This window comes from Oceanibium sediminis, assembly GCF_003265325.1.
Classification (GTDB): domain Bacteria; phylum Pseudomonadota; class Alphaproteobacteria; order Rhodobacterales; family Rhodobacteraceae; genus Halovulum; species Halovulum sediminis.
In genome coordinates this window covers 397,192-417,700 of record NZ_QGNX01000002.1, presented here as the reverse complement: position 1 = coordinate 417,700, position 20,509 = coordinate 397,192, and the positions used below count along the sequence as shown (strand labels likewise).

Below are 20,509 nucleotides of genomic sequence, written 5' to 3'. Positions count from 1 at the left end.
TCGGAGATTACAAATGGCAGTTCTCGTTTTCGGCGGCATGGGGCATGTCGGCTCATGGATCGCACATGACCTCGTAGCCGATGGCCGCGACGTGGTGATATTCGATCTTGGCGCGCGCGGGCTTGAAGGGCGGGGCATCGACTATCTCGAACCCTATGCGGACCGCCTTCGGTTCGAGGACGTGGACGTCCTGGACGCCCACACCGTTTTTGAACGGATGCGCGCCTACGAGGGGCAGATCGAGGCGGTGATTTTCGGTGTCGCGGTCATCGCGGGGCCGACCTTCCAGCTGCGCCCGATGCGCAACATCAACATCAACACGGTCGGCATGCTGAACGTCATGGATGCCTGCCGCATCCTGGGCGTGCCGAAGTTCGTCAACCTCAGCTCCGGTGCTGTCTACGGCGATCAGCCCGGCGGCCAGACCGAGCAGACGCCCTTCAAGGCCACCGATCTTTACGGGGCCACCAAGGTCGCCAACGAGGTCCTCGCCCAGCAATACGGCGCGACCTACGGCATCGACGTCCGCCAGGCCCGGCTGTACTTCGTCTACGGGCCCGGCAAGCTGCCGTCGCAGATGCATGTCCTCTACCAGGCCATGTTCGGCCCGCTGCAGGGGTTGCGGGACGTTTCCGCGCCCGCCGGTGCTGGGCAGGGGCTGGACTGGACGCATGTGCGCGACACGGCGCAAGGCGTCGTCCGGCTGCTGGACGCGCCTGCGGATGTCGCGGGCGAGGCGTTCAACATATCCTGCGGCGTCTCGACCCCCCATCGCGAGATCGTCAGCCATGTCTCTGACCTGCTGGGGCGCGACAGCGGCATGAGCATTGGCGACGGCAACTTCTTCGAGCGCGGTGCGCCCTTGGCGATAGACAAGGCCCGCCAGCGCCTCGGCTTCGAGCCGCGCTTCACGGATATCCGCGAGGGTCTGCGCGACTACCATGACTGGTTGAAATCCGTCGGAAAGGCCGGCTGAAGATGGGGGAACGGATCAGCGCGGCGTATATTCTGCGCACGACGGGTGACCCTGGGAAGGTAGCGGCGGTCATCGCGGGCGAGCAATCCTCGGGGACCTTCGTTCGCCTGCCGGGCGAAACCGATGCGCTGCACGAACGCTCTGCCGCGCGGGTCGAAACGCTAGAGGAAATCACCGACAGCGGCGCGCCCGCACTGCCCGGCGCGCATCCCGATCCCGCTTCGGCAGCGCCGCGCAGCTTCCGCATGGTGCTGTCATGGCCATTCGATACGGTGGGGGCCTCCATCCCGAACCTGGTCGCCACCGTGGCGGGCAACCTGTTCGAGTTGCGAGAGGTCGCGGGCCTGAGACTGGTCGATATCACCCTGCCGCAGGCGTTTCTTGACGCCTATCCCGGCCCCGGCTTCGGGATCGAGGGCACGCGGGCGCTTTCCGGCGTCGCCGAGGGGCCGCTGATCGGCACGATCATCAAGCCCTCGGTCGGGCTGGGGCCGGAAGAAACGGCCGAACTTGTCCAGAAACTGATCGATGGCGGGATCGACTTTATCAAGGACGATGAGTTGCAGGCCGACGGGCCCGCCTGTCCCTTCGACGCGCGCGTCCGTGCCGTGATGTCGGTCATCGACCGTCACGCGGAACGCACCGGCAAGCGGGTGATGTATGCCGCCAACCTGACCGGCGACCTGGACGAGATGCGCCAGCGCCATGACCTGCTGGCCGAACTCGGGGGAACCTGCGCGATGCTCAGCCTGAACTCTGTCGGGCTGGCCGGTGTCGCGGCGTTCCGCCGTCATTCCCGTTTGCCGATCCACGCGCATCGCAACGGCTGGGGGTACCTGGGCCGCAGCCCGGACAACGGGTGGAGCTACCCGGCCTGGTCGACGCTCTGGCGCGTCATCGGTGTCGACCACATGCACGTCAACGGGCTGGCCAACAAGTTCTGGGAACCGGACGACAGTGTCATCGCGTCGGCCCGCGCGTTGCTGACACCGATCAGCGCCGCTGCGCCGCGTATCGTTATGCCGGTCTTCTCGTCCGGCCAGACGATCCGCCAGGCCCATGGCACCTGGGCGCGCCTGAAGTCCGCCGACCTGATCTTTTGCGCGGGCGGCGGGATCATGGCCCACCCCTCGGGCGTGGCGGCCGGTGTGCGCGCGCTGCGCGAAGCATGGGACGCCGCGCGCGCGGGCGTCGCGATTGACGCCCCTACCGCCTCTCCCGTTCTGCGTGAAGCAATGGAGACCTTCAAGTGACCCAGACCTTGCCCGATGGCGTTCTGCTGGCCTTCTACGGCGACGATTTCACCGGCTCTACCGATGCGATGGAGGTGACGGCGAAAGCAGGGCTGCGCACAGTCCTGTTCACCCGCCGCCCCGAGCCGGAAGAGCTGGATCGCTTCTCCGACTACCAGGTCATCGGCGTGGCCGGCACCGCCCGCGCGCACGGGCCCGACTGGATGGACCAGAACCTGCCCGAGACCTTTGCCGCGCTCGCCTCCCTGAAGCCGAAGGTGGTGCAGTACAAGGTCTGTTCGACCTTCGATTCCTCGCCCGAGAGCGGCTCGATCGGCAAGGCGGCGGAACTGGGGGCGAAGGCGGTGTCGCCGGGCTGGCTGCCCGCAATCGTCGGCGCGCCGCAACTGGGGCGGTGGCAGGTCTTCGGCAATCTCTTCGCCACCGCCGCCGGTGTGCAATACCGCATCGACCGTCACCCGACTATGTCGCGCCACCCTGTCACCCCCATGAAAGAGGCAGACCTGCGTCAGCACATCGCGCGCCAGACCTCGCTGCCGGTGATGGGGATCGACCTTGGCGACATGATGCGCGGCCAGACCGCCGAGCGTATCGCCGAGGCGAAGGCGCAGGGCGCCATAACCTTCATCGACGTGGCAGAGGAAGCCAGCCAGATCGAGGCGGGTCGCATGGTCTGGGAAAACAGCGAACAGACCGTCTTCTCCCCCGCGTCATCCGGCCTGCAATACGCGCTTGTCGCGCACTGGCGCGCCACCGGGATGATCTCGGCCGAGCCGCCGCGCTTCGATACGCACACCGCCGTCGAGCGTCTTCTGGTCGTTTCCGGCAGCTGTTCCCCTGTCACCGCCGACCAGATCGCGCGGGCCGAGGATGCCGGTTTCGCCTCCATCCGGCTGGATGTCTGCCGCGTGGCGCGCCCCGACCAGGCCGAGGCCGAGGTCGCGCGGGTCCTGCAAGAGGTCGACGCCGCTTTCAAGACCCATCGCGGTGTGCTGGTCTTCGCGGCCAAGACCGTCGACGACCCGGCCTACGAAGCCCTTTCGCGCCTGGCGAAGGAAGAGGGCATTCCCCTGTCCCAGGCCCAGGACGCGATCGGCAAGGCGCTGGGTACCCTTTCGTTGGAAGCCGTGCCACGTTTCGGCCTGTCACGGTTGGTGGTCGCAGGCGGCGATACCTCCGGCCGTGTGCTGGAGGCGCTTCCGGTGACGGCGCTGGAACTCAAACACCCCCTGTCGCCCGGCGCACCGATCTGCCGCTGCCACGTCGACGACCCGGTTTTCGAGGGCCTGGAAGTGGTGCTGAAAGGCGGCCAGCTCGGCTCCCCGGACCTGTTCCTGCGGGCCCTGGATCCGGCAGCGTAAAACGAGCGTCAGGGCCCATCCAACAGATGGCTTGGGCCCACGCACGTTGGCGGAAAATGGCGATACGGCTTCTCCAGCGCTCCACCTGGGCGAGCCACCCCCTGTCGATCGAATACGCCTGCGCGGGCGTAGGCGGGACCCACGCCTCGGGCGGTTTCATGCACTGCGTTGGCAAAGCTCGAGCCGAAACCTTTACGGCCTGTCCATATTTCAGGTGATCCATCTTCGCTGCCCCTGGCCGCATCAGCAAGATTCCGACCAGCTAGGGTCACTTAAAGCCGATGAGATCTTGATGGCCCCAATTGTCTTTACGCCAAAGTTCGCACACCGATCGAGCGTTTCTCTGCCAGGCGAATGGCGGCTCGTGGGCGTTCGTGATCAGGGAGAGATTTTGGAGGCGAGTACCGGAATCGAACCGGTGTACACGGATTTGCAATCCGCTGCGTAACCACTCCGCCAACTCGCCAACTGCGCAGTTTGCCTACACTTTCGCAAGGGCCGGCGCAAGCGGTTATCACTCCAGTTATCAGTTTCATGTTCTGTTCTTGTTCTGTTTAAACGGCGCGCGGCTTGCTTCAGCCTGTCGAGGCAGACATTTTCATGCTGGACCGAAAGAATGGACATCTGCCGATGGCACACATGCTCAATCACACTCCCATCAGTCCTGCGGCGCCAACCGACCGTTGTCGTCCCCGGTTTTCTATGACAGAACGTCCGTGGTTCATCACACTGACGAATGAGTCTGCTTCCATGACGGATTATACCGCTGCCCGCACGATGATGGTCGATTGCCAGGTCCGCCCCTCGGACGTGACCCGTTATCCCATCATCGAGGCGATGCTCACCGTTCCGCGTGAGCGGTTCGTTCCCGCCGCGCTGAAGCCGGTGGCCTATGCCGGGGACCATGTTCCCCTGGGGGACGGGCGTGTCGTTCTCGACCCGCGGGTGTTCAGCAAGATGGTGGACGGGCTGGAGATCGGGCCCGGGGACCTGGTGCTCGATATCGGCTGTGGTCTTGGCTATTCCGCGGCGGTGATCGCGAACCTGGCCGAAGCCGTGATCGCGATCGAGGACGTGGAGTCGCTGGCCAATGACGCCGCCACGCTGCTCGCGGATGAGGGCGTGGACAACGCCGTCGTCACCCGGGCCGCGCTGACCGATGGCGATCCGGACCACGGGCCCTTCGACGTCATCATGCTTGAGGGCGGGATCGAGGTGCTTCCCGACGCGCTGGTGGCGCAGTTGAAGGATGGCGGCAGGATCGCCGCGATCTTCATGAACGGCAGCACGGGGCAGATGCGCATCGGCGTGAAAGCAGGCGGTCGCATCGCCTGGCGGCATGCTTTTGATGCAACAGCGCCGGTCTTAAATGGCTTTGAAAAAGCCGTTGCCTTCGAATTCTGAGCTTCTGACTTGATCGCCTGAACCGCTCGGCCTACGATTTAAGTGAGCAGTTCTAACATAGGCGACAAAGATGAAACCTCACCGCCTTGTCCGCGCGATGATGGCCTGCGCAGCGATTACCGCTGGCGTTATCGCACCGTCAGGCAGCGTCGCCCAGACGCTGACGGATTCCCTGATCACGGCGTATCAGAACAGTCCGATCCTCGAATCCCAGCGCGCCGCGCTGCGCAATATCGACGAGCGTGTGGCGCTCGCGCGATCCTCCATGCGGCCCAATATCAACGTCGGCACCAGCGCCCAGTTCCAGGCCAGCCGGGATACGGACTGGGATGTGTCGGACAATTATTCCGCCACGCTCGGCGCGTCGCTGCTGCTCTATGACCATGGGCAGACCGCTGCTGCGATCGAATCCGCGAAGGCGGTCGTTGCCGCGAACCGGGGCGTTCTGCGCAATGTCGAACAGTCGGTGCTGCTGAACACCGTCGCCGCCTTCATGGACGTGCGGCGGGGCGTGCAGTCCGTCACAGTTGCGGAAAACAACGTCCAGGTTCTGCGCCAGCAGGTGCAGGCGACGCGCGACCGCTTCGAACTTGGCGAGGTGACCCGCACGGACGTCAGCCTGTCCGAGGCGCGCCTCGCCTCCGCCCAGGCGAACCTTGCCGCTTTCCGTGGCCAGCTTGCAGCCGCGAGAGAGGCGTATCGCGCCGTCGTCGGTGTCGCGCCGGGCCAGCTGGCAAACCCGCCGGCCATTCCCGCGCTGCCCGCCACCCTGACGGAGGCGGAGGCGATCGCCGTGCGCACGCACCCCTCGCTTGAGGCGGCGCGCTTTTCCCAGACCGCAGCCGACTTCAACCTCAAGCGCGCCCGCGCTGCACGGGGGCCGAGCCTGACGGCCAATTCCTCGCTGGGGATCAACAACACCGATGGCATCCTCGGCCGTAACGAGAACGCCGTCGCGACGCTCAGCCTGAACGGCAACATCCCGATCTATGCCGGGGGTCAGCTGTCCGCGCTGGTGCGCCAGGCCGAGGCCGCGCTGGCACAGGCCAAGTTCGACGTGCAGGACACCGCGCGCGCGATCCGCCAGAACGCAGCCGTGTCCTGGTCGAATCTTGCCGTCGCGCGTGCGTCCATCGTCGCGAACAAGCAACAGGTCCGCGCCGCCCGCGTCGCCTTTGAGGGCGTGCGCGAAGAGGCGCTTCTGGGCGCACGCACCACGCTGGATGTCCTCGATCTCGAGCAGGACCTGCGTGATGCGGAATTCCAGTTGGCCTCGTCCCTGCGGGACGAGTATGTTGCCGCTTACCAACTCCTTTCGTCGATGGGTCTTTTGAGTGTCGATCATCTTCAGTTGGGTATTCCCACCTACGATCCGGATGTGAACTACAACCGGGTACAGAACGCGCCGTATTCCACGGTGGAAGGCGACATTCTGGACCAGCTGCGGGATCGCTACAGCCGCTGAACCGGCCTGTGCCCGACCAGAAGACCAGGGGATACCGATGAGCATGAACGACGACCAGTACCGCCCCGGCGCCGAGCCGGACGAGGGCGACGATGAGCTTCTGAACACCATCCGCCAGATGGTCAGCGAGGAAGCCGCGCGCGGCACCGTGGACCATCCCGGCCACCTTCCCCCGACGGCGGAGGCAGTGCCGCCACCCTCACCGCAGCCCGCCAAGCCGGCGCCGCTGGTCCTGGGCGCCCTGACGCGGGTGTCCGAGGGGGTGCGTCCGTCGAATGTCACCCGGCTTTCCACCGCCCAGAATACGGCGGACCCCGCGCTGCGCGGCCTCGTCTCCGACCTGGTGCGGGAGGAGCTGGAGCATGCGATCGACGGGGTGCTCGAGGCGCGGCTGCGCAAGATGATCCGCTCCGAACTCACCGACCTGCTGGCACGCGCCCGCAACGCCGACTGACCCGGCCGCGCCGCCGCCCGTTCCCGGTTCCGGGAGGGGCGGGGCCTATCGGGTGGGCGCGCCGGGCGTTCGCACTACCTTCTTGATCACTGGCGTGATCGGCCCCGTGCCGATGGGGCGGTCATCTGCCCCTCGGCCGCCGTTCACGGAACCAAATGGCGTCTTGCCGGTCGGGCATACGTTGGACTGTGACGGAGGGACTCTTGCAAAACATCAACATGAAAATGGTGGCGTGGGGGCTTGGCGCCCTGCTTCTTTTCCTGATGGCCGTGAACGCCATCGATGGCAGGCGGGTGATCGTGAACGCCCCCGAAGAAGAGCCCACGATCGAGGAATCCGCCGAAACGACCCAGCAGAGCGCGCCTGAAGCAACCGCAATGGCGGCGGAGACCGACGCCCCGGAAAACGGAACCGAAGCCGCCGTCGCGAGTGCGGAAGCCACAGTTGAGGAAGCCAGCGAAGTCGCCGAAGCCGCGAGCGAAACCGCCGAGGCCGCCGAGGAAGACGCCGCCGCCGCCGAGGACGTTGCGAGCGAAGAGGTGGCTGCGGAAGAAGCCGCGCCTGTCGAGGAAGCCGTGACGGAAGAGGCTGCTACTGAAGACGCTGCGCCCGCCGAGGAAGCTGTTACGGAGGACGCCGCTGCGGAAGAAGCTGCGCCCGTCGAGGAAGCTGTGACCGAGGAGGCCGCTGCGGAAGATGCTGCGCCCGCCGAGGAACCTGTGACGGAGGGGGCCGCAGCGGAAGAAGCCGCGCCCGCTGAGGAAGCTGTGACCGAAGTGGCCGCTGCTGAAGAAGCTGCGCCCGCCGAGGAGACCGTGACGGAGGAGGCGGCTGCTGAAGACGCTGCGCCCGCCGAGGAAGCTGTGACGGAGGAGGTCGCTGCGGAAGACGCCGCACCCGCCGAAGATACCGCCACCGAAGACGCCACGACCGAGGACGGCGCCATCGATGTCGCGGCCCTCGTCGCTGGGGGCGATCCTGCCAAGGGTGAGACGGTCTTCCGGCAGTGCAAGACCTGCCACATGATCGGAGAAGGTGCCCAGTCGCGCGTCGGCCCGGTCCTCAACGACGTCATCGGCCGTCAGGCTGGCACGCTGGAGGGGTTCCGTTACTCCGACGCGATGGTGGAGGCCGGGGAAAACGGCCTGATCTGGGACGGCGAGGCGCTGCAGGCCTATCTTGAGAACCCGCGCGCGAAAGTGCCGCGCAACCGGATGTCGTTTCCGGGCCTCAAGGAAGAAGCCGACCGCACCGACGTGATCGCCTATATCGCGCAATTCTCGCAGTAAGGCCGCGACAGGTGCAAGGAACAGGGGGGGCGGTCATGCGCCGGCCTCTTCCGCGTGCGGGCCCCGGACCCAGCGCGCCTTGGGGCGGTAGCGGGGCCGCGCCGCGCGCCGGGCGTCGACGCTGTCATGCTCGAACTCTGAGGGGCATTGCCCGGCGATCCGGGGGGACCGGCTCAGGAAATAGCGCGCCCGCCCGCGGAACGCGCCATGCGCCGGGGCGCCCGGGTCCTCGGGGACGCGGTCGCGCCAGCCCTCGGGCAGGATCAGGCCGCAGCTTTCGGCGTGGGAGACGATCCAGCGGAACGGGATGTGCCCAAGGGGCCGCGCCTTGGGATAGCCGCCGAGTTGGCCGCCGATATCCGCATGCGCGCCCGGAAACCACGCCTGTTGCAGCGTGCCGTTCCACCCCTCCACCCGGGCCCAGGGGAGTGGTTCGTAGGCGCTGCGCGTCTCGTCCAGCGCCAGCGCCTGGAAGGCGTTGCGCACGTGATCGCCCAAGTGATGATCGTGGTATTCGGTCGCCATCGGCGCAAGGCGGCTCAGAAACGGGTAGGGCAGCCCCAGCGCCGCGACCGTATCCCAGACGCCGATCATGTCGATCTGCACATCGCGGTGGCAGTAGCGGGTGGAGAACATATGCGCCGAGGGGCCGAGCACTGGCGCCTCGTAATAGCGAAACGCCAGGTGCACCCGCCGCTGCGTGGCGTGCGCTCGGCGCAGCAGGCCGATCCGCCCGATGAACCCCGCAAGGCTACGCGCCGCGTAGGCCCCGCGCGAATAACCGAACAGCATGATCCTGTCGCCGGGGCGATAGCGCGCCGCCAGCGTGGCGTAGCCGACCTCGATCGTCTGGTTGATGGTCAGCCCGGCGGCCACGTCCACCCAGTTCCGCCAGCTCGTCAGCTGGATGCCCGGATCGTAGCCCACGGTCTGGCGCGCCGGATCACCCACCTCTCGCAGCATCTTGTAGAGCAGCCCCGCATGGCTTTCATGCCCGTCGTGCAGCCGCGACAGTGTGCCGTCGATGATGAAGACATGGGTGCGCGGAATGCTCTCGGTCATCCGGCAAACCTGCCCGTCCGCGCCGCGCCGCGCAAGGCCGCGTGAGGGCAAGCCGCGCCATCGGGATCAGATCGGCAACGCCGTGGTGTACTTGATCTGGCGCAGCACGAAGGACGTCTCGGCGCTGGCGACGACCTCACTGGCCAGAAGCACCTCCATCAGGAAATGTTCATAGGCGGCGATATCGGCGCAGCGGATCAGCAGCTGGTAATCGTGGCTGCCCGAAACCGCGTAGCATTCCTGTATTTCCGGGCTTGCCAGCACCATCTTTTCAAAGGCCTGCCGGTTTTCGCGGTTGTGGCGGGTCAGGCGCACCTCTGTCACGACGGTCGTGCCAAGGCCGACACCGGCGGGGTCCAGCAGGGCCACCCGCGCTGTGACGAGGCCCGCCGCCTCAAGGCTCTGGACCCGGCGCCAGACGGTGGCGGCGCTCAGGCCGGTGCGCTCGGCCAGGGCCTGGTTGCTGAGCGTGGCATCCGTCTGAAGGATGCGCAGAATTTCAATGTCCTGCCTGTCCATGAACGGATTGTATCACTCCACTGCCCATCGCGAAACGACAATCCGATTTTCCGCTATTCAGCGCAAACTCCGAAAGCACATTTCGGGCGAGGCGGCGTATCCTTTCCCGGCACCCGGCAAGGAGGATCGCCAGATGAACGACCTTTCCCCTGAACGCCGCCCGGTGGGCGCTGTCGCCCCCGATTTCACCGTGGACCAGAACTGGGCCGCCTATACGCCCGAGGAACACGCCCGCTGGGACCGGCTGGTGGCGCGGATGCGCGCCCTGCTGCCCGGTCGCGCCTGCCAGGCCTACCTGGACGCGCTGCACACCACGGAGCTGTTCCAGGGCGGCATCCCCGACATGGAGGAGCTGTCCGCGCGGCTTCAGGCGCTGACGGGCTGGCGTGTCGTGCCTGTCGCGGGGCTGGTCCCGGACGAGGTGTTCTTCGATCACCTGGCGAACCGGCGCTTTCCGGCGGGGGCCTTCCTGCGCTCGGAAGCAGAGTTCGACTATATCGAGGAGCCGGACATCTTTCACGACATCTTTGGCCATGTGCCCCTTCTGGCGGACCCGACCTACGCGGCCTTCATGGAGGCCTATGGCAAGGCGGGGCCGCGCGCGATCGCGGCGAACGCGCTGCCCGCACTGGCGCGTCTGTACTGGTACACGATCGAGTTCGGCCTGATCGAGGAAGCGGGCGGCCTGCGCCTGTTCGGGGCGGGGATCATGTCCTCCCCCACCGAGACGCGCTTCGCGCTGGAGGACGCCAGCCCCAACCGGCTTGGCTTCGAGCTGGAGCGGGTGATGCACACGCGTTACCGGATCGACGATTTCCAGCAGAGCTACTTCGTGATCGAAAGCTTTGAAACGCTGCTCGAGCAGGCCGAGCGGGACTTCGGCCCGATCTATGCCACGTTCGCGGCCGAGAAGGCCCATGCGCCGGACGTGGTTCTGGCGGAAGACCGCGTCTACCACCGTGGGACGCAAGCGTATTTCAGGCGGCCCGAAGGCTGAGCGGGCTCAGATCTCGCGCGTCATGTAGGTGGAGTTCGGATCCACCGGATAGTCGCCAAAGCGCCCGCAGGTCCTGAAGCCCGCGCTGGCGTATAGCGCGCGGGCAGGGGCGTAGGCCTCCATCGAGCCGGTTTCCAGCCAGAGCTGCTGAAGCCCCAGCGCGCGGGCGTGCGCGATCAGATGCGCCAGTAGGGCGCGCGCATGGCCCTTGCCGCGATGCGCGCGCGCGATGTGCATGGACTTCAGCTCCCCCTCCCTGGGGCCGAGCTGGCGCAGCGCGCCGCAGCCGACCAGCGCCGGGCCCTGCCAGGCGGCGAACAGCGTCACGTCATCGGCGCGAAGCCCGTCCAGGTCCAGCGCGAACACGCTTTCCGGCGGCGAGGTCGAATGGCTGTGCGCCTGGTGCGCCGCGATCAGCGCCTGCACCATGGGATCGTCCAGATCCGCAGGCGCAAGGCGCAGGCTCATTCCGCCGCGACGGCCGGGGTGGCCGCGTTCAGCCAGCCCCACATGCGCACCGGGGTAATCGGCATGTCCACATGGCGCACGCCACGATCCCAGACCGCGTCCAGCGCGGCATTGGTGACCGAGGCCATGGCCCCGACGGTGCCCGCTTCCCCGCAGCCCTTCATGCCGATCTCGTTGGTGGTGGAGGGGACAAGCTCGGTCGAGAAGGCGATCATCGGCAGATCGTCCGCGCGGGGCATGGCGTAGTCCATGAAGGTCCCGGTCAGCAGCTGCCCGCTTTCATCGTAGACGCAGTTTTCCACCAGCGCCTGGCCCAGCCCTTGCGCGATGCCGCCATGGACCTGGCCTTCGACGATCATCGGGTTCAGCAGCACGCCGAAATCGTCGACCACCGTGTACTTCACGCATTTGGTGACGCCGGTGTCGGGGTCCACCTCCACCTCGGCGATATGCGCGCCATAGGGGAAGGCGCCCGCGCGGATGGTGTGTTCGTGCTTTGTCGCCAGCAGGTCGGTCATGCCCTTTTCGCGCGCGCGCCCGGCCAGGTCCATCAGGGTGACGGTCTTGTCGGTGCCCGCAACGGCGAAGGCCCCGTCCTCGAACACGATATCGGCAGCGGCGACTTCCAGTTCCTCTTCCGCCAGCGGCTTGAAGCGTTCGATCATCAGGTCGGTCGTCGCGTTGATCGAGTTGCTCTGCGTCGTGCCTGAGCGGGACCCGCCGGTGCCGCCGCCTTTCTCGATCCGATCGCTGTCGCCCTGAACGTAGCGGATCTTGTCATAGGGAATGCCCGAGCGCGCTGCCAGCACCTGTGCAAAGACCGTTTCGTGCCCCTGGCCGTTGGACTGTGTGCCGGCGTAGAGGTTCACCATGCCGTCCTCGGCGAACTCGATCTTCGTCGTCTCGTTCTTGTCGCCGAGAATGGACTCGATGTAGTAGCTCAGGCCAATGCCGCGCAGCTTGCCCGCCTTGGCCGCAGCCGCGCGCCGAGCGGCGAAACCGGCGACGTCGGCTTCCTCCATGCAGCGATCAAGCACGTGGTTCAGGTTGCCCACGTCGTAAACCTGGCCCGAGAAGGTGGTGTAGGGGAACTTTTCCGCCGGGATCAGGTTGCGGCGGCGCAGTTCGAACGGGTCGACACCCAGTTCGCGTGCTGCCGTGTCCATCAGGCGTTCGATCACGTAGATCGCCTCGGGGCGGCCGGCGCCGCGATAGGCGTCGATCGGGGTGGTGTTGGTGAACACGCCCTTCACGCCGAAATAGCCGGTCTGGATGTCGTAGACCCCGGTAACCACCTTCAGTGCCAGTTCGGACTGGATGGCCTGCGCGAACTTGGAGCAATACGCCCCAAGGTTCGCGACCGAGTTGATCCTTACGGCCTGAAGTTTCATGTCCGCGTCGAACGCCGCCTCGGCCACGGTGGTCAGGTCGCGCCCGCCGTTGTCCGTCAGCATCGACTCGCCGCGATCCGCGCTCCAGCGGACGGGGCGGTTCAGCTCTTTCGCGGCGAGGCTGACGAGGAACTGCTCAGGGTAGTCGAAGGACTTCATGCCGAAGCCACCGCCCACGTCGGGCGTGGTGACGCGCACGTCTTCCTTCTTCATCCCCAGCTTGTCGGCCAGCGCCGCCTTGGTGCCCCAGACGCCCTGACCGTTCACAGCGTGGTGCAGACGCCCGTCCACCATTTCCGAGAAGCAGGCGCGCGGCTCCATCGCGTTGCAGATGATGCGGTTGTCCACCAGGTCGAGCGAGACGGTATGCGCGGCCTTGTCGAAGGCTGCGTCGGTGGCTTTCGCTTCGCCGTAGTACCAGTCGAAGCAGACGTTTTCGGGCGCTTCGGGGTGGATTTCCGGCCCCCCCGGCGCTGTGGCGGTGTGGGGGTTCAGTTCCTCGAAGTCGAAGATGATCGATTCAGCTGCGTCAAGCCCGGCAAGGCGGGTTTCGGCCACGATGGCGACCAGCGCTTCGCCTGCGAAGCAGACGCGCCCCTCGGCCAACATCGGGCGCACCGGCGCCGCCCCCTTGGAACCGTCGGGCAGGGACAGCCTGTCGAAATCCATCTCGTTGACCAGCTTCCCGGCCAGGTCCCCGGCGGTATAGACGGCCAGAACGCCTTCCGCCTCGCGCGCGGCTGAGACGTCTAGCTCGGTGATCTTCGCATGGGCGACGGGTGAGCGGAAGAAGACCACATGCGCCGCGTCTTCTGGCGCGAGGTCATCTATGTAGCGCCCCGTGCCGGTCAGGAACCTGGTATCTTCCTTGCGGACGGCGGATTGGCTGACACCGAAATTCTTCATGCTTCACCTGCGGACTTGAGTATGTTTCTTCGTTGAACCATAGGCGGCTGAGGCGTGAGGTAAAGCGCAAGTTTCACCCATTCCGGCCCGGTGCGCGGGCGGTGGCGCGCCCGCCCCGGCAGGGTCAGCGGCGGAACCGCAGAACCGTCAGCAGCAGGCCGCACAGGGCGGACAGCCCGGCAAGGTAAAGGGCGTAGTCGCGCCAGCTTCGGTTCGCCTCGTACTCCAGCTCGGTCAGCCGGGGATCGGCGCGCCAGTAGCGGATCCTGAGCGTGTCGCCCGCGCCATGGCGCGCCACGAACCCGTCGGAAACCCGCTCCATCACCCGGTAGGGGGCCCCCTCGGCGGTGAAGGACACGACGGCGGCGTGCCCCTCGGTCCCGTCGGGCAACTGGCCCGAGACGATGCGCACCACCCTGGCCTCGGTGATCTCACCGTCGCGTTCCATCCGCCCCTGGGACAGGTTTTCCTGCAAGTGGACAAGCACCAGCGCGAAGGCCGCGACGATCAGGCCAGCGCCCAGCATCCGCTGGAATTTCCGGTTTCCCTTGCGGGGGGTGTCGCTCATCTGCCCGCTCCTTCTTCGCCGTGTTCGCGTGCCGGCCGGAGTGTCCCCGTTTCGCGTGCCCGATTCAAGCCGAGCCACCCGCGCGGCGTGACATTCCGGGCCTTTCCACCTGCCGCACGCTCCGTTACAAGCGTGCGCGATCCACAAAATACAGGCCAGTGCCAGGCCAAATCCAGGACAGACCCGATGCCGATGGAAAAGACCTTCGACCCGCAAGCCAGCGAAGCCGCGATCGCGGCCGCCTGGGAAGATGCGAAAGCCTTCGCCGCCGGGGCGAACGCGACGCGCGATGAAACCTTCTGCATCATGATCCCACCGCCGAACGTCACCGGCAGCCTGCACATGGGGCATGCGTTCAACAACACGTTGCAGGATATCCTGGTGCGCTGGCACCGGATGCAGGGCTTCGACACGCTCTGGCAGCCCGGGCAGGACCACGCCGGCATCGCCACGCAGATGGTGGTGGAGCGGGAACTGGCCAAGGACAATTCCAACCAGACCCGCCGCGAGATGGGGCGCGAGGCCTTCGTCGAAAAGGTCTGGGAATGGAAGGAACAGTCCGGCGGCACGATCATCAACCAGCTCAAGCGCCTCGGCGCGTCCTGCGACTGGGATCGCAACGCCTTCACCATGGACGAGGTGTTCCACGACGCGGTGCTGAAGGTCTTCGTCGACCTGCACGAAAAGGGCCTGATCTATCGCGGCAAGCGGCTGGTCAACTGGGACCCGCATTTCGAAACCGCGATCTCGGACCTCGAGGTCGAGAACATCGACGTCGACGGCCACATGTGGCACTTCAAGTACCCGCTCGCCGGGGGCGAGACCTATGAGTACGTGGAGAAGGACGAAGACGGCAACGTCACGCTGCGCGAGACGCGGGATTATATCTCCATTGCCACGACCCGGCCCGAGACGATGCTCGGCGACGGCGCGGTCGCGGTGCACCCGGATGACCCGCGCTACGCACCCATCGTCGGCAAGCTGTGCGAGATCCCCGTCGGCCCGAAGGAACATCGCCGCCTGATCCCGATCATCACGGACGAATACCCGGACATGGCGTTCGGCTCCGGCGCGGTGAAGATCACCGGTGCGCATGACTTCAACGATTACCAGGTGGCCAAGCGCGGCAACATCCCGATGTACCGCCTGATGGACACGAAGGGCGCGATGCGCGCAGATGGCGACGGCTACGCCACCTGCGCGGCCCGCGCCCAGGAAATCGCCGGCGGTGCCACCTTCACCGAGGCCGAGGTCGACACCCTGAACCTGGTCCCCGACGACCTGCGCGGCCTCGACCGGTTCGAGGCGCGCAAGAAGGTGGTCGCCCAGATCACCGAAGAGGGGCTGGCCGTGATGGTCCCCAACCCCGCGCCAGAGCCCGAGGATGAAGAGGCGAAGGCCGACTACCAGGCCCAGATTCCTTTCGTGGAAAACAAGCTCATCACCCAGCCCTTCGGGGACCGCTCCAAGGTGGTGATCGAGCCGATGCTGACCGACCAGTGGTTCGTGGACACGGCCAGGATCGTGCAGCCTGCCATCGACGCGGTGCGCGACGGCCGCACCCAGATCCTGCCCGAGCAGCACAAGAAGGTGTACTTTAACTGGCTCGAGAATATCGAGCCGTGGTGCATTTCCCGCCAGCTGTGGTGGGGGCATCAGATCCCGGTCTGGTACGGCATCGACATGCGCCTCGACACGGCGTTCACCGATGACGAGGGCGACGGCGCGCTGGACGAGGTGGAGATGCTGCGCGTCCTGCTCGACGGGCTGACCCACGCCGAGGACCGCCACCAATGCGCCGCCGATTTCGACGGCGTCATCGAGAAGTTCACCACCGATCTGTCCGGCCTGCCGACCCCGCTGAACCACATGCGCGTGGTCGAAGTGGCCGATCGCGCCGCTGCCGTGCACATGCTCTCCGAAAGCCTGGCGACCTATGGTGTCGACCAGGACCCGACGAAGCTGGTCTACCCGGTGTGGCGCGACGCGGATGTGCTGGACACCTGGTTCTCCTCCGGGCTTTGGCCGATCGGCACGCTTGGCTGGCCCGAGCAGACGGAGGAGTTGCAGAAGTACTTCCCCACGGACGTGCTGATCACCGGCTTTGACATCATCTTCTTCTGGGTCGCCCGGATGATGATGATGCAGCTTGAGGTGGTGAAGGAAGTTCCGTTCCACACCGTCTATGTCCACGCCCTCGTCCGGGACGAGAAGGGCAAGAAGATGTCCAAGTCCCTGGGCAACGTGCTGGACCCGCTTGAGCTGATCGACGAATACGGCGCGGATGCGGTGCGCTTCACCCTGACCGCCATGGCCGCCATGGGGCGCGACCTGAAACTGTCGACCGACCGTATCAAAGGCTATCGCAACTTCGGGACAAAGCTTTGGAACGCGGCGCGTTTCGCGGAAATGAACGAGTGTTCACCTGCGGCGGATTTCGATCCCGCCGCCTGCACCCAGACGGTGAACAAGTGGATCGTCGGCGAAACCGCCCGCGCCCGCGAAGCCTGTGACGAGGCGCTGGCCCAGTACCGTTTCAACGATGCCGCCAACGGGCTTTACGCCCATGTCTGGGGCAAGGTCTGCGACTGGTACGTGGAATTCGCCAAGCCCCTGCTGCAATCCGGGGATGAGGCGGTGATCGCGGAAACCCGCGCCACCATGGCCTGGGCGATCGACCAGTGCCTGATCCTGCTGCACCCGATCATGCCCTTCATCACCGAGCAGCTCTGGGGCGATATCGCCGAGCGTCCGAAGATGCTGGTGCACACCGACTGGCCCACCTATTCCAGCGCCGACCTCGCGGATGCGGCGGCGGATGCGGAAATGCTCTGGGTGATCGGGTTGATCGAGGATATCCGCTCACTCCGCGCGGAAACCCATGTGCCGGCCGGCGCCAAGCTGCCGCTGATCCAGATCGACCTGGACGCGGCGGGCACGCAGGCGCTTGCCAACAACGCCACGCTCGTCGCGCGGCTGGCCCGCGTCTCGGAGTTCCAGACAGCTAACAGCGCGCCGAAAGGGGCGGTCACGCTGCCCGTGCCCGGCGGTACCTTCTGCCTGCCGTTGGCCGATGTCATCGACGTCGCGGCGGAACGCGTTCGGCTGGACAAGGCGCTGGCCAAACTTGGCAAGGAAGTGGGCGGCCTGAAAGGCAAGCTTAACAACGCCAAGTTCATTGCCAACGCCCCGGAGGAGGTGGTGGACGAAGCCCGCACCCGCCTGGAGGAGCTGGAGGCCGAGTCGGCGAAGCTGCAAGCGGCGCAGAAGCGGCTGGACGATCTTGGCGAGGCCTGACAAGCGCCCCCTAGCAGACCAACCGCTGTTCATCCTCCTGCTGGGCGGGTTGTCGGCGCTGACCGCGCTCAGCATCGACATCATGCTGCCCGCCACCGGGGTCATCGCCGAAGACCTCGGCGCGGCCTCGGAGGCGGGGGCGCTGCTGGTCGGCGTCTACCTGCTGGCCTATGGCGCGGGGCAGCTTTTCTGGGGGCTGTTCTCGGACGCCTACGGGCGCAAGCCCGCGCTGGTGATCAGCCTCGTGGGCTTCCTCGTTGTTTCGGTCCTGTGCACGCTGGCCACGGATTTCTGGTGGCTGGTCGCGCTGCGCGGCCTGCAGGGGCTGATGGGCGGCGCGCCGGTCATGGCGCGGGCCATCGCGCGCGACATCGGGCAGGGGGCTGCCGCCGCACGGCTGTTCGCGGTGCTGATGGCCGTCACCTCGGTCGCGCCGCTGCTGGCGCCGATCATCGGCGCCGCCCTGATCGAGCTGTTCGGCTGGCGCGCCTGCTTCGCCTTCCTTGCGCTGATGGCCGTGGCGCTGACGGTCCTGACCCTGCGCATGATCACTGAAACCGTGCCGAGCCGCCGCCCCGAGCGGTTCTCGGCCCGTTTCGTCGCCACCGCCACGCGGGGGCTGTTCGCCCACAGGCGCTTCAAGGCGGGGCTGCTGATTTCCGGACTGACATTCGCCGGGTACGCCAGCAACCTGTCGCTTGGGGCGGTGGTGGTGGAGCAGGCCTACGGCCTTGGCCCGGCGTCCTTCGCCGCGATCTTCGCCTTCGGGGCGGCCTTCGTCGTTGCCGGGTCGCTGGCGGTGCGGGTCGTGCTGAACCACCGCAGCCTTGACTGGATGATCGCGGCGATGATCGTCGTGCTGGGCGCGGCGGTGCTGGTGAACGGCGCGATGTGGTTCGCGACCCCGCCGCTGCCGCTGTTCTGGGGCGCGGTCTGCCTGTATTTCGCGGCGTTCGGCCTTGGCCTGCCCATCCTGCAGGCGCTGGCGATGGAGCCCGCGCGCGATATCGCGGGCTTCGCCTCGTCCATCCTTGGCGCGGCGCTGATGGCCTTCGGCGGGCTTGGCGCAGCGCTGGCGATGGCGCTTTACGACGGGTCGCACCGCGCGATCAGCGGCTCCATGGCGCTATGCGGGTTGGCTGCGATCCTGTGTTATGTCTACTATCGCCCCCGTTCAAAGCCCGAGGAAGAGGAACGGCGCGCATGACTATCCCGAAGATCGGCCTGGGGACCGCCCCCATCGTGGACGTGGACTGGGCGGGGCTGGTAGCCACCGCCTTGGGCCTTGGCTACACCCATGTCGACACGGCCCAGATGTATGACAACGAAGCGGCGGTCGGCCAGGGCCTGCGCATGAGCGGCCACCCCGACGACGTTTTCCTGACCACCAAGATCCACCAGGACCGGTTCCGCGACGGCACTGCGCTGGAAAGCGCGCAGACCAGCGTGGAAAAGCTGGGCCGCGTGCCAGACCTGATGCTGGTCCACTGGCCGCCCCGAGGCGTGGAAACGGAAGCGGTGATCGACACCATGCTGGAGGTGCAGGCCGCCGGGCTGACCAGATCCATCGGCGTGTCGAACTTCAACCGCCCCCAGTTACGCGCGGCGGCGGCGAAGGCCCCGATTGCGACCAACCAGGTGGAGTTCCACGTTCTGATCGACCAAAGCGCGCTGCATGAGGAGGCCCGCGCCCTCGGCATTCCGCTGACCGCCTACATGCCGGTTGCACGCGGCAAGGCTTTCGATCCGCCCGAGGTGGGGCAGATCGCGGCGCGCCACGGCATCACCCCGGCGCAGGTCGTCCTGCGCTGGATCGTGCAGCAGGGCGTCATTGCGATCCCGCTGTCCACCAAGGTCGAAAACCTGAAGGCGAACCTGGCGGTGCTGGACCTGAGCCTTGAGCCGGAAGACATGGACGCGCTGACCGCCGTGGCCACGCGTGAGAACACGCGCTTCTGCTCCCGCCCCGACTGGGACCCGGTGTGGGACGCGGAATGAAGGGCCCGCGTTTCACCCCGCTGATCGACAGCCTGCCCGCCACCGTTCCCTTCGTCGGCCCGGAGGAGCAGGAGCGGATCATGGGCCGCCCCTTCACCGCGCGGCTCGGCGCGAACGAAAGCGTCTACGGCCCCGCCCCCGAGGCGATTGCCGCCATGGCCGCAGAGGCGGCGGAGTCCTGGAAATACGGCGACTCGCTCAGCCACGATCTGCGCGCCAAGCTGTCCGAGGTGCACGGCGTGAATCCCGAGAACATGGTGATCGGTTCGGGCATCGACGGGCTGCTCGGCTCGCTCGTGCGTTTGCTGGTGGGGCAGGGCACGCCGGTCGTCACCTCGGCCGGGGCCTATCCGACGTTCAACTACCATGTCACGGGCTTTGGTGGCACGATCCACAGCGTGCCTTATCGTAACGACGCCGAGGACCCGGACGCGCTGATCGCAAAGGCGGCCGAGGTGGACGCCGCGCTGATCTATTTCGCGAACCCCGACAACCCCATGGGCAGCTGGCACAGTGCCGGGCGGGTGCAGGCGATGATCGATGCCCTGCCGGAGGGCTGCGTGCTCTGCCTCGATGAAGCCTATTGCGAGTTCGCCCCCGAAGGCGCGGTCCCGCCGCTGGACATGACACACCCGCGCGTCATTCGGATGCGCACCTTTTCCAAAGCCCATGGCATGGCCGGGGCGCGCATCGGCTACGCGCTGGGGCATGAGGCGCTGATTGCGGCCTTTTCCAAGGTGCGCAACCATTTCGGCGTGAACCGCATGGCGCAGGCCGGGGCGCTTGCCTCGCTGAATGCGCCGGACTGGCTGGCCCATGTGCAGACCGAGGTCGCCGCCGCGCGGGAACGGATCAGCGCCATTGCCGCCGAAAACGGGCTGGCCGCCCTGCCGAGCGCCACGAACTTCGTCACCATCGATTGCGGCCGCGACGGCGCCTACGCCAAATCGGTTCTGGACGGGCTGATCGCGCGCGGCGTTTTCGTGCGGATGCCCTTCGTCGCACCGGAAAACCGCTGCATCCGCGTCAGCGCCGGGACCCGGGCGGACACGGATGCGTTCGCGGTTGCCCTGCGCGACACGCTGGCCGCGCTGGGCTGAC

The 20,509-nt window shown here is 66.6% G+C and carries 17 protein-coding genes and 1 tRNA gene; 12 read left to right on the top strand and 6 right to left on the bottom strand.

What is annotated here, in order from left to right; all coding sequences use genetic code 11:
- The first annotated feature begins 13 nt into the window (after nucleotides 1-13).
- Genes DJ029_RS07425 through DJ029_RS07415 form a run of 3 tightly spaced genes read left to right on the top strand, consistent with a single transcriptional unit; the run spans nucleotide 14 to nucleotide 3,590 of the window.
- Nucleotides 14-976, top strand: a complete 963-nt coding sequence (locus tag DJ029_RS07425; RefSeq protein ID WP_112321712.1) for an NAD-dependent epimerase/dehydratase family protein — start codon at nucleotides 14-16, stop codon at nucleotides 974-976.
- Nucleotides 977-978: 2 nt separating this feature from the next.
- Complete coding sequence (locus DJ029_RS07420; RefSeq protein WP_198671078.1) at nucleotides 979-2,229, top strand: ribulose-bisphosphate carboxylase large subunit family protein; 1,251 nt, start codon at nucleotides 979-981, stop codon at nucleotides 2,227-2,229.
- Nucleotides 2,226-3,590, top strand: coding sequence for a four-carbon acid sugar kinase family protein (locus DJ029_RS07415; protein WP_112321710.1), 1,365 nt, complete (start codon nucleotides 2,226-2,228; stop codon nucleotides 3,588-3,590). Before DJ029_RS07420 ends, DJ029_RS07415 begins: the two co-directional genes overlap by 4 nt.
- A gap of 392 nt (nucleotides 3,591-3,982) precedes the next feature.
- Here the strand turns inward: DJ029_RS07415 and DJ029_RS07410 are convergent.
- Nucleotides 3,983-4,056 (bottom strand) — tRNA-Cys (locus DJ029_RS07410).
- 284 nt (nucleotides 4,057-4,340) lie between these two features.
- On the opposite strand from DJ029_RS07410, the gene DJ029_RS07405 reads away from it, so the two are divergent.
- From DJ029_RS07405 to DJ029_RS07390, 4 genes are all read left to right on the top strand, one after another.
- Nucleotides 4,341-4,994 carry a protein-L-isoaspartate O-methyltransferase family protein gene (locus DJ029_RS07405; protein ID WP_112321709.1) on the top strand — a complete coding sequence of 218 codons (654 nt, stop codon included), beginning with the start codon at nucleotides 4,341-4,343 and terminating at the stop codon, nucleotides 4,992-4,994.
- A 70-nt stretch (nucleotides 4,995-5,064) separates the two neighbouring features.
- The gene (locus DJ029_RS07400; protein ID WP_112321708.1) at nucleotides 5,065-6,459 is read left to right on the top strand and encodes a TolC family outer membrane protein; all 1,395 of its coding nucleotides are present in this window, start codon (nucleotides 5,065-5,067) and stop codon (nucleotides 6,457-6,459) included.
- A 37-nt stretch (nucleotides 6,460-6,496) separates the two neighbouring features.
- Entirely contained in the window at nucleotides 6,497-6,913 is a 417-nt protein-coding gene (locus tag DJ029_RS07395; protein ID WP_112321707.1) for a hypothetical protein, read from the top strand.
- A gap of 203 nt (nucleotides 6,914-7,116) precedes the next feature.
- Nucleotides 7,117-8,202: a c-type cytochrome gene (locus tag DJ029_RS07390; RefSeq protein WP_112321706.1), complete on the top strand. Its 1,086-nt coding sequence runs from the start codon at nucleotides 7,117-7,119 to the stop codon at nucleotides 8,200-8,202.
- Between the two features lie 33 nt (nucleotides 8,203-8,235).
- Here DJ029_RS07390 and DJ029_RS07385 read toward each other — a convergent pair whose 3' ends face one another.
- Nucleotides 8,236-9,264, bottom strand: a complete 1,029-nt coding sequence (locus DJ029_RS07385) for a DUF2235 domain-containing protein (protein ID WP_112321705.1) — start codon at nucleotides 9,262-9,264, stop codon at nucleotides 8,236-8,238.
- Nucleotides 9,265-9,330: 66 nt separating this feature from the next.
- Nucleotides 9,331-9,783 carry an Lrp/AsnC family transcriptional regulator gene (locus tag DJ029_RS07380; protein ID WP_112321704.1) on the bottom strand — a complete coding sequence of 151 codons (453 nt, stop codon included), beginning with the start codon at nucleotides 9,781-9,783 and terminating at the stop codon, nucleotides 9,331-9,333.
- A gap of 133 nt (nucleotides 9,784-9,916) precedes the next feature.
- Between DJ029_RS07380 and phhA the strand changes: the two genes are divergently transcribed.
- Nucleotides 9,917-10,780, top strand: a complete 864-nt coding sequence (gene phhA / locus DJ029_RS07375; RefSeq protein WP_112321703.1) for a phenylalanine 4-monooxygenase — start codon at nucleotides 9,917-9,919, stop codon at nucleotides 10,778-10,780.
- Nucleotides 10,781-10,786: 6 nt separating this feature from the next.
- Here the strand turns inward: phhA and DJ029_RS07370 are convergent, their stop codons facing one another.
- The 3 genes from DJ029_RS07370 to DJ029_RS07360 form a co-directional block, all read right to left on the bottom strand.
- The gene (locus DJ029_RS07370) at nucleotides 10,787-11,248 is read right to left on the bottom strand and encodes a GNAT family N-acetyltransferase (RefSeq protein WP_112321702.1); all 462 of its coding nucleotides are present in this window, start codon (nucleotides 11,246-11,248) and stop codon (nucleotides 10,787-10,789) included.
- Nucleotides 11,245-13,545, bottom strand: a complete 2,301-nt coding sequence (locus DJ029_RS07365; protein ID WP_112321701.1) for a xanthine dehydrogenase family protein molybdopterin-binding subunit — start codon at nucleotides 13,543-13,545, stop codon at nucleotides 11,245-11,247. The genes DJ029_RS07370 and DJ029_RS07365 overlap by 4 nt, the downstream gene beginning before the upstream one ends.
- Nucleotides 13,546-13,669: 124 nt before the next feature.
- On the bottom strand, nucleotides 13,670-14,113 hold the full coding sequence (locus tag DJ029_RS07360) for a DUF3592 domain-containing protein (protein WP_112321700.1): 444 nt from the start codon (nucleotides 14,111-14,113) through the stop codon (nucleotides 13,670-13,672).
- A gap of 186 nt (nucleotides 14,114-14,299) precedes the next feature.
- Between DJ029_RS07360 and DJ029_RS07355 the strand changes: the two genes are divergently transcribed.
- Genes DJ029_RS07355 through DJ029_RS07340 form a run of 4 tightly spaced genes read left to right on the top strand, consistent with a single transcriptional unit; the run spans nucleotide 14,300 to nucleotide 20,508 of the window.
- A complete protein-coding gene (locus DJ029_RS07355; protein WP_112321699.1) occupies nucleotides 14,300-17,410 on the top strand; it encodes a valine--tRNA ligase in 3,111 nt (1,036 codons plus the stop codon).
- Nucleotides 17,397-18,617: a multidrug effflux MFS transporter gene (locus tag DJ029_RS07350; RefSeq protein WP_112321698.1), complete on the top strand. Its 1,221-nt coding sequence runs from the start codon at nucleotides 17,397-17,399 to the stop codon at nucleotides 18,615-18,617. The genes DJ029_RS07355 and DJ029_RS07350 overlap by 14 nt, the downstream gene beginning before the upstream one ends.
- Nucleotides 18,614-19,408, top strand: a complete 795-nt coding sequence (locus tag DJ029_RS07345) for an aldo/keto reductase (RefSeq protein WP_157966292.1) — start codon at nucleotides 18,614-18,616, stop codon at nucleotides 19,406-19,408. Before DJ029_RS07350 ends, DJ029_RS07345 begins: the two co-directional genes overlap by 4 nt.
- Nucleotides 19,405-20,508, top strand: coding sequence for a pyridoxal phosphate-dependent aminotransferase (locus tag DJ029_RS07340; protein WP_112321696.1), 1,104 nt, complete (start codon nucleotides 19,405-19,407; stop codon nucleotides 20,506-20,508). Before DJ029_RS07345 ends, DJ029_RS07340 begins: the two co-directional genes overlap by 4 nt.
- Nucleotide 20,509 lies beyond the last annotated feature (1 nt).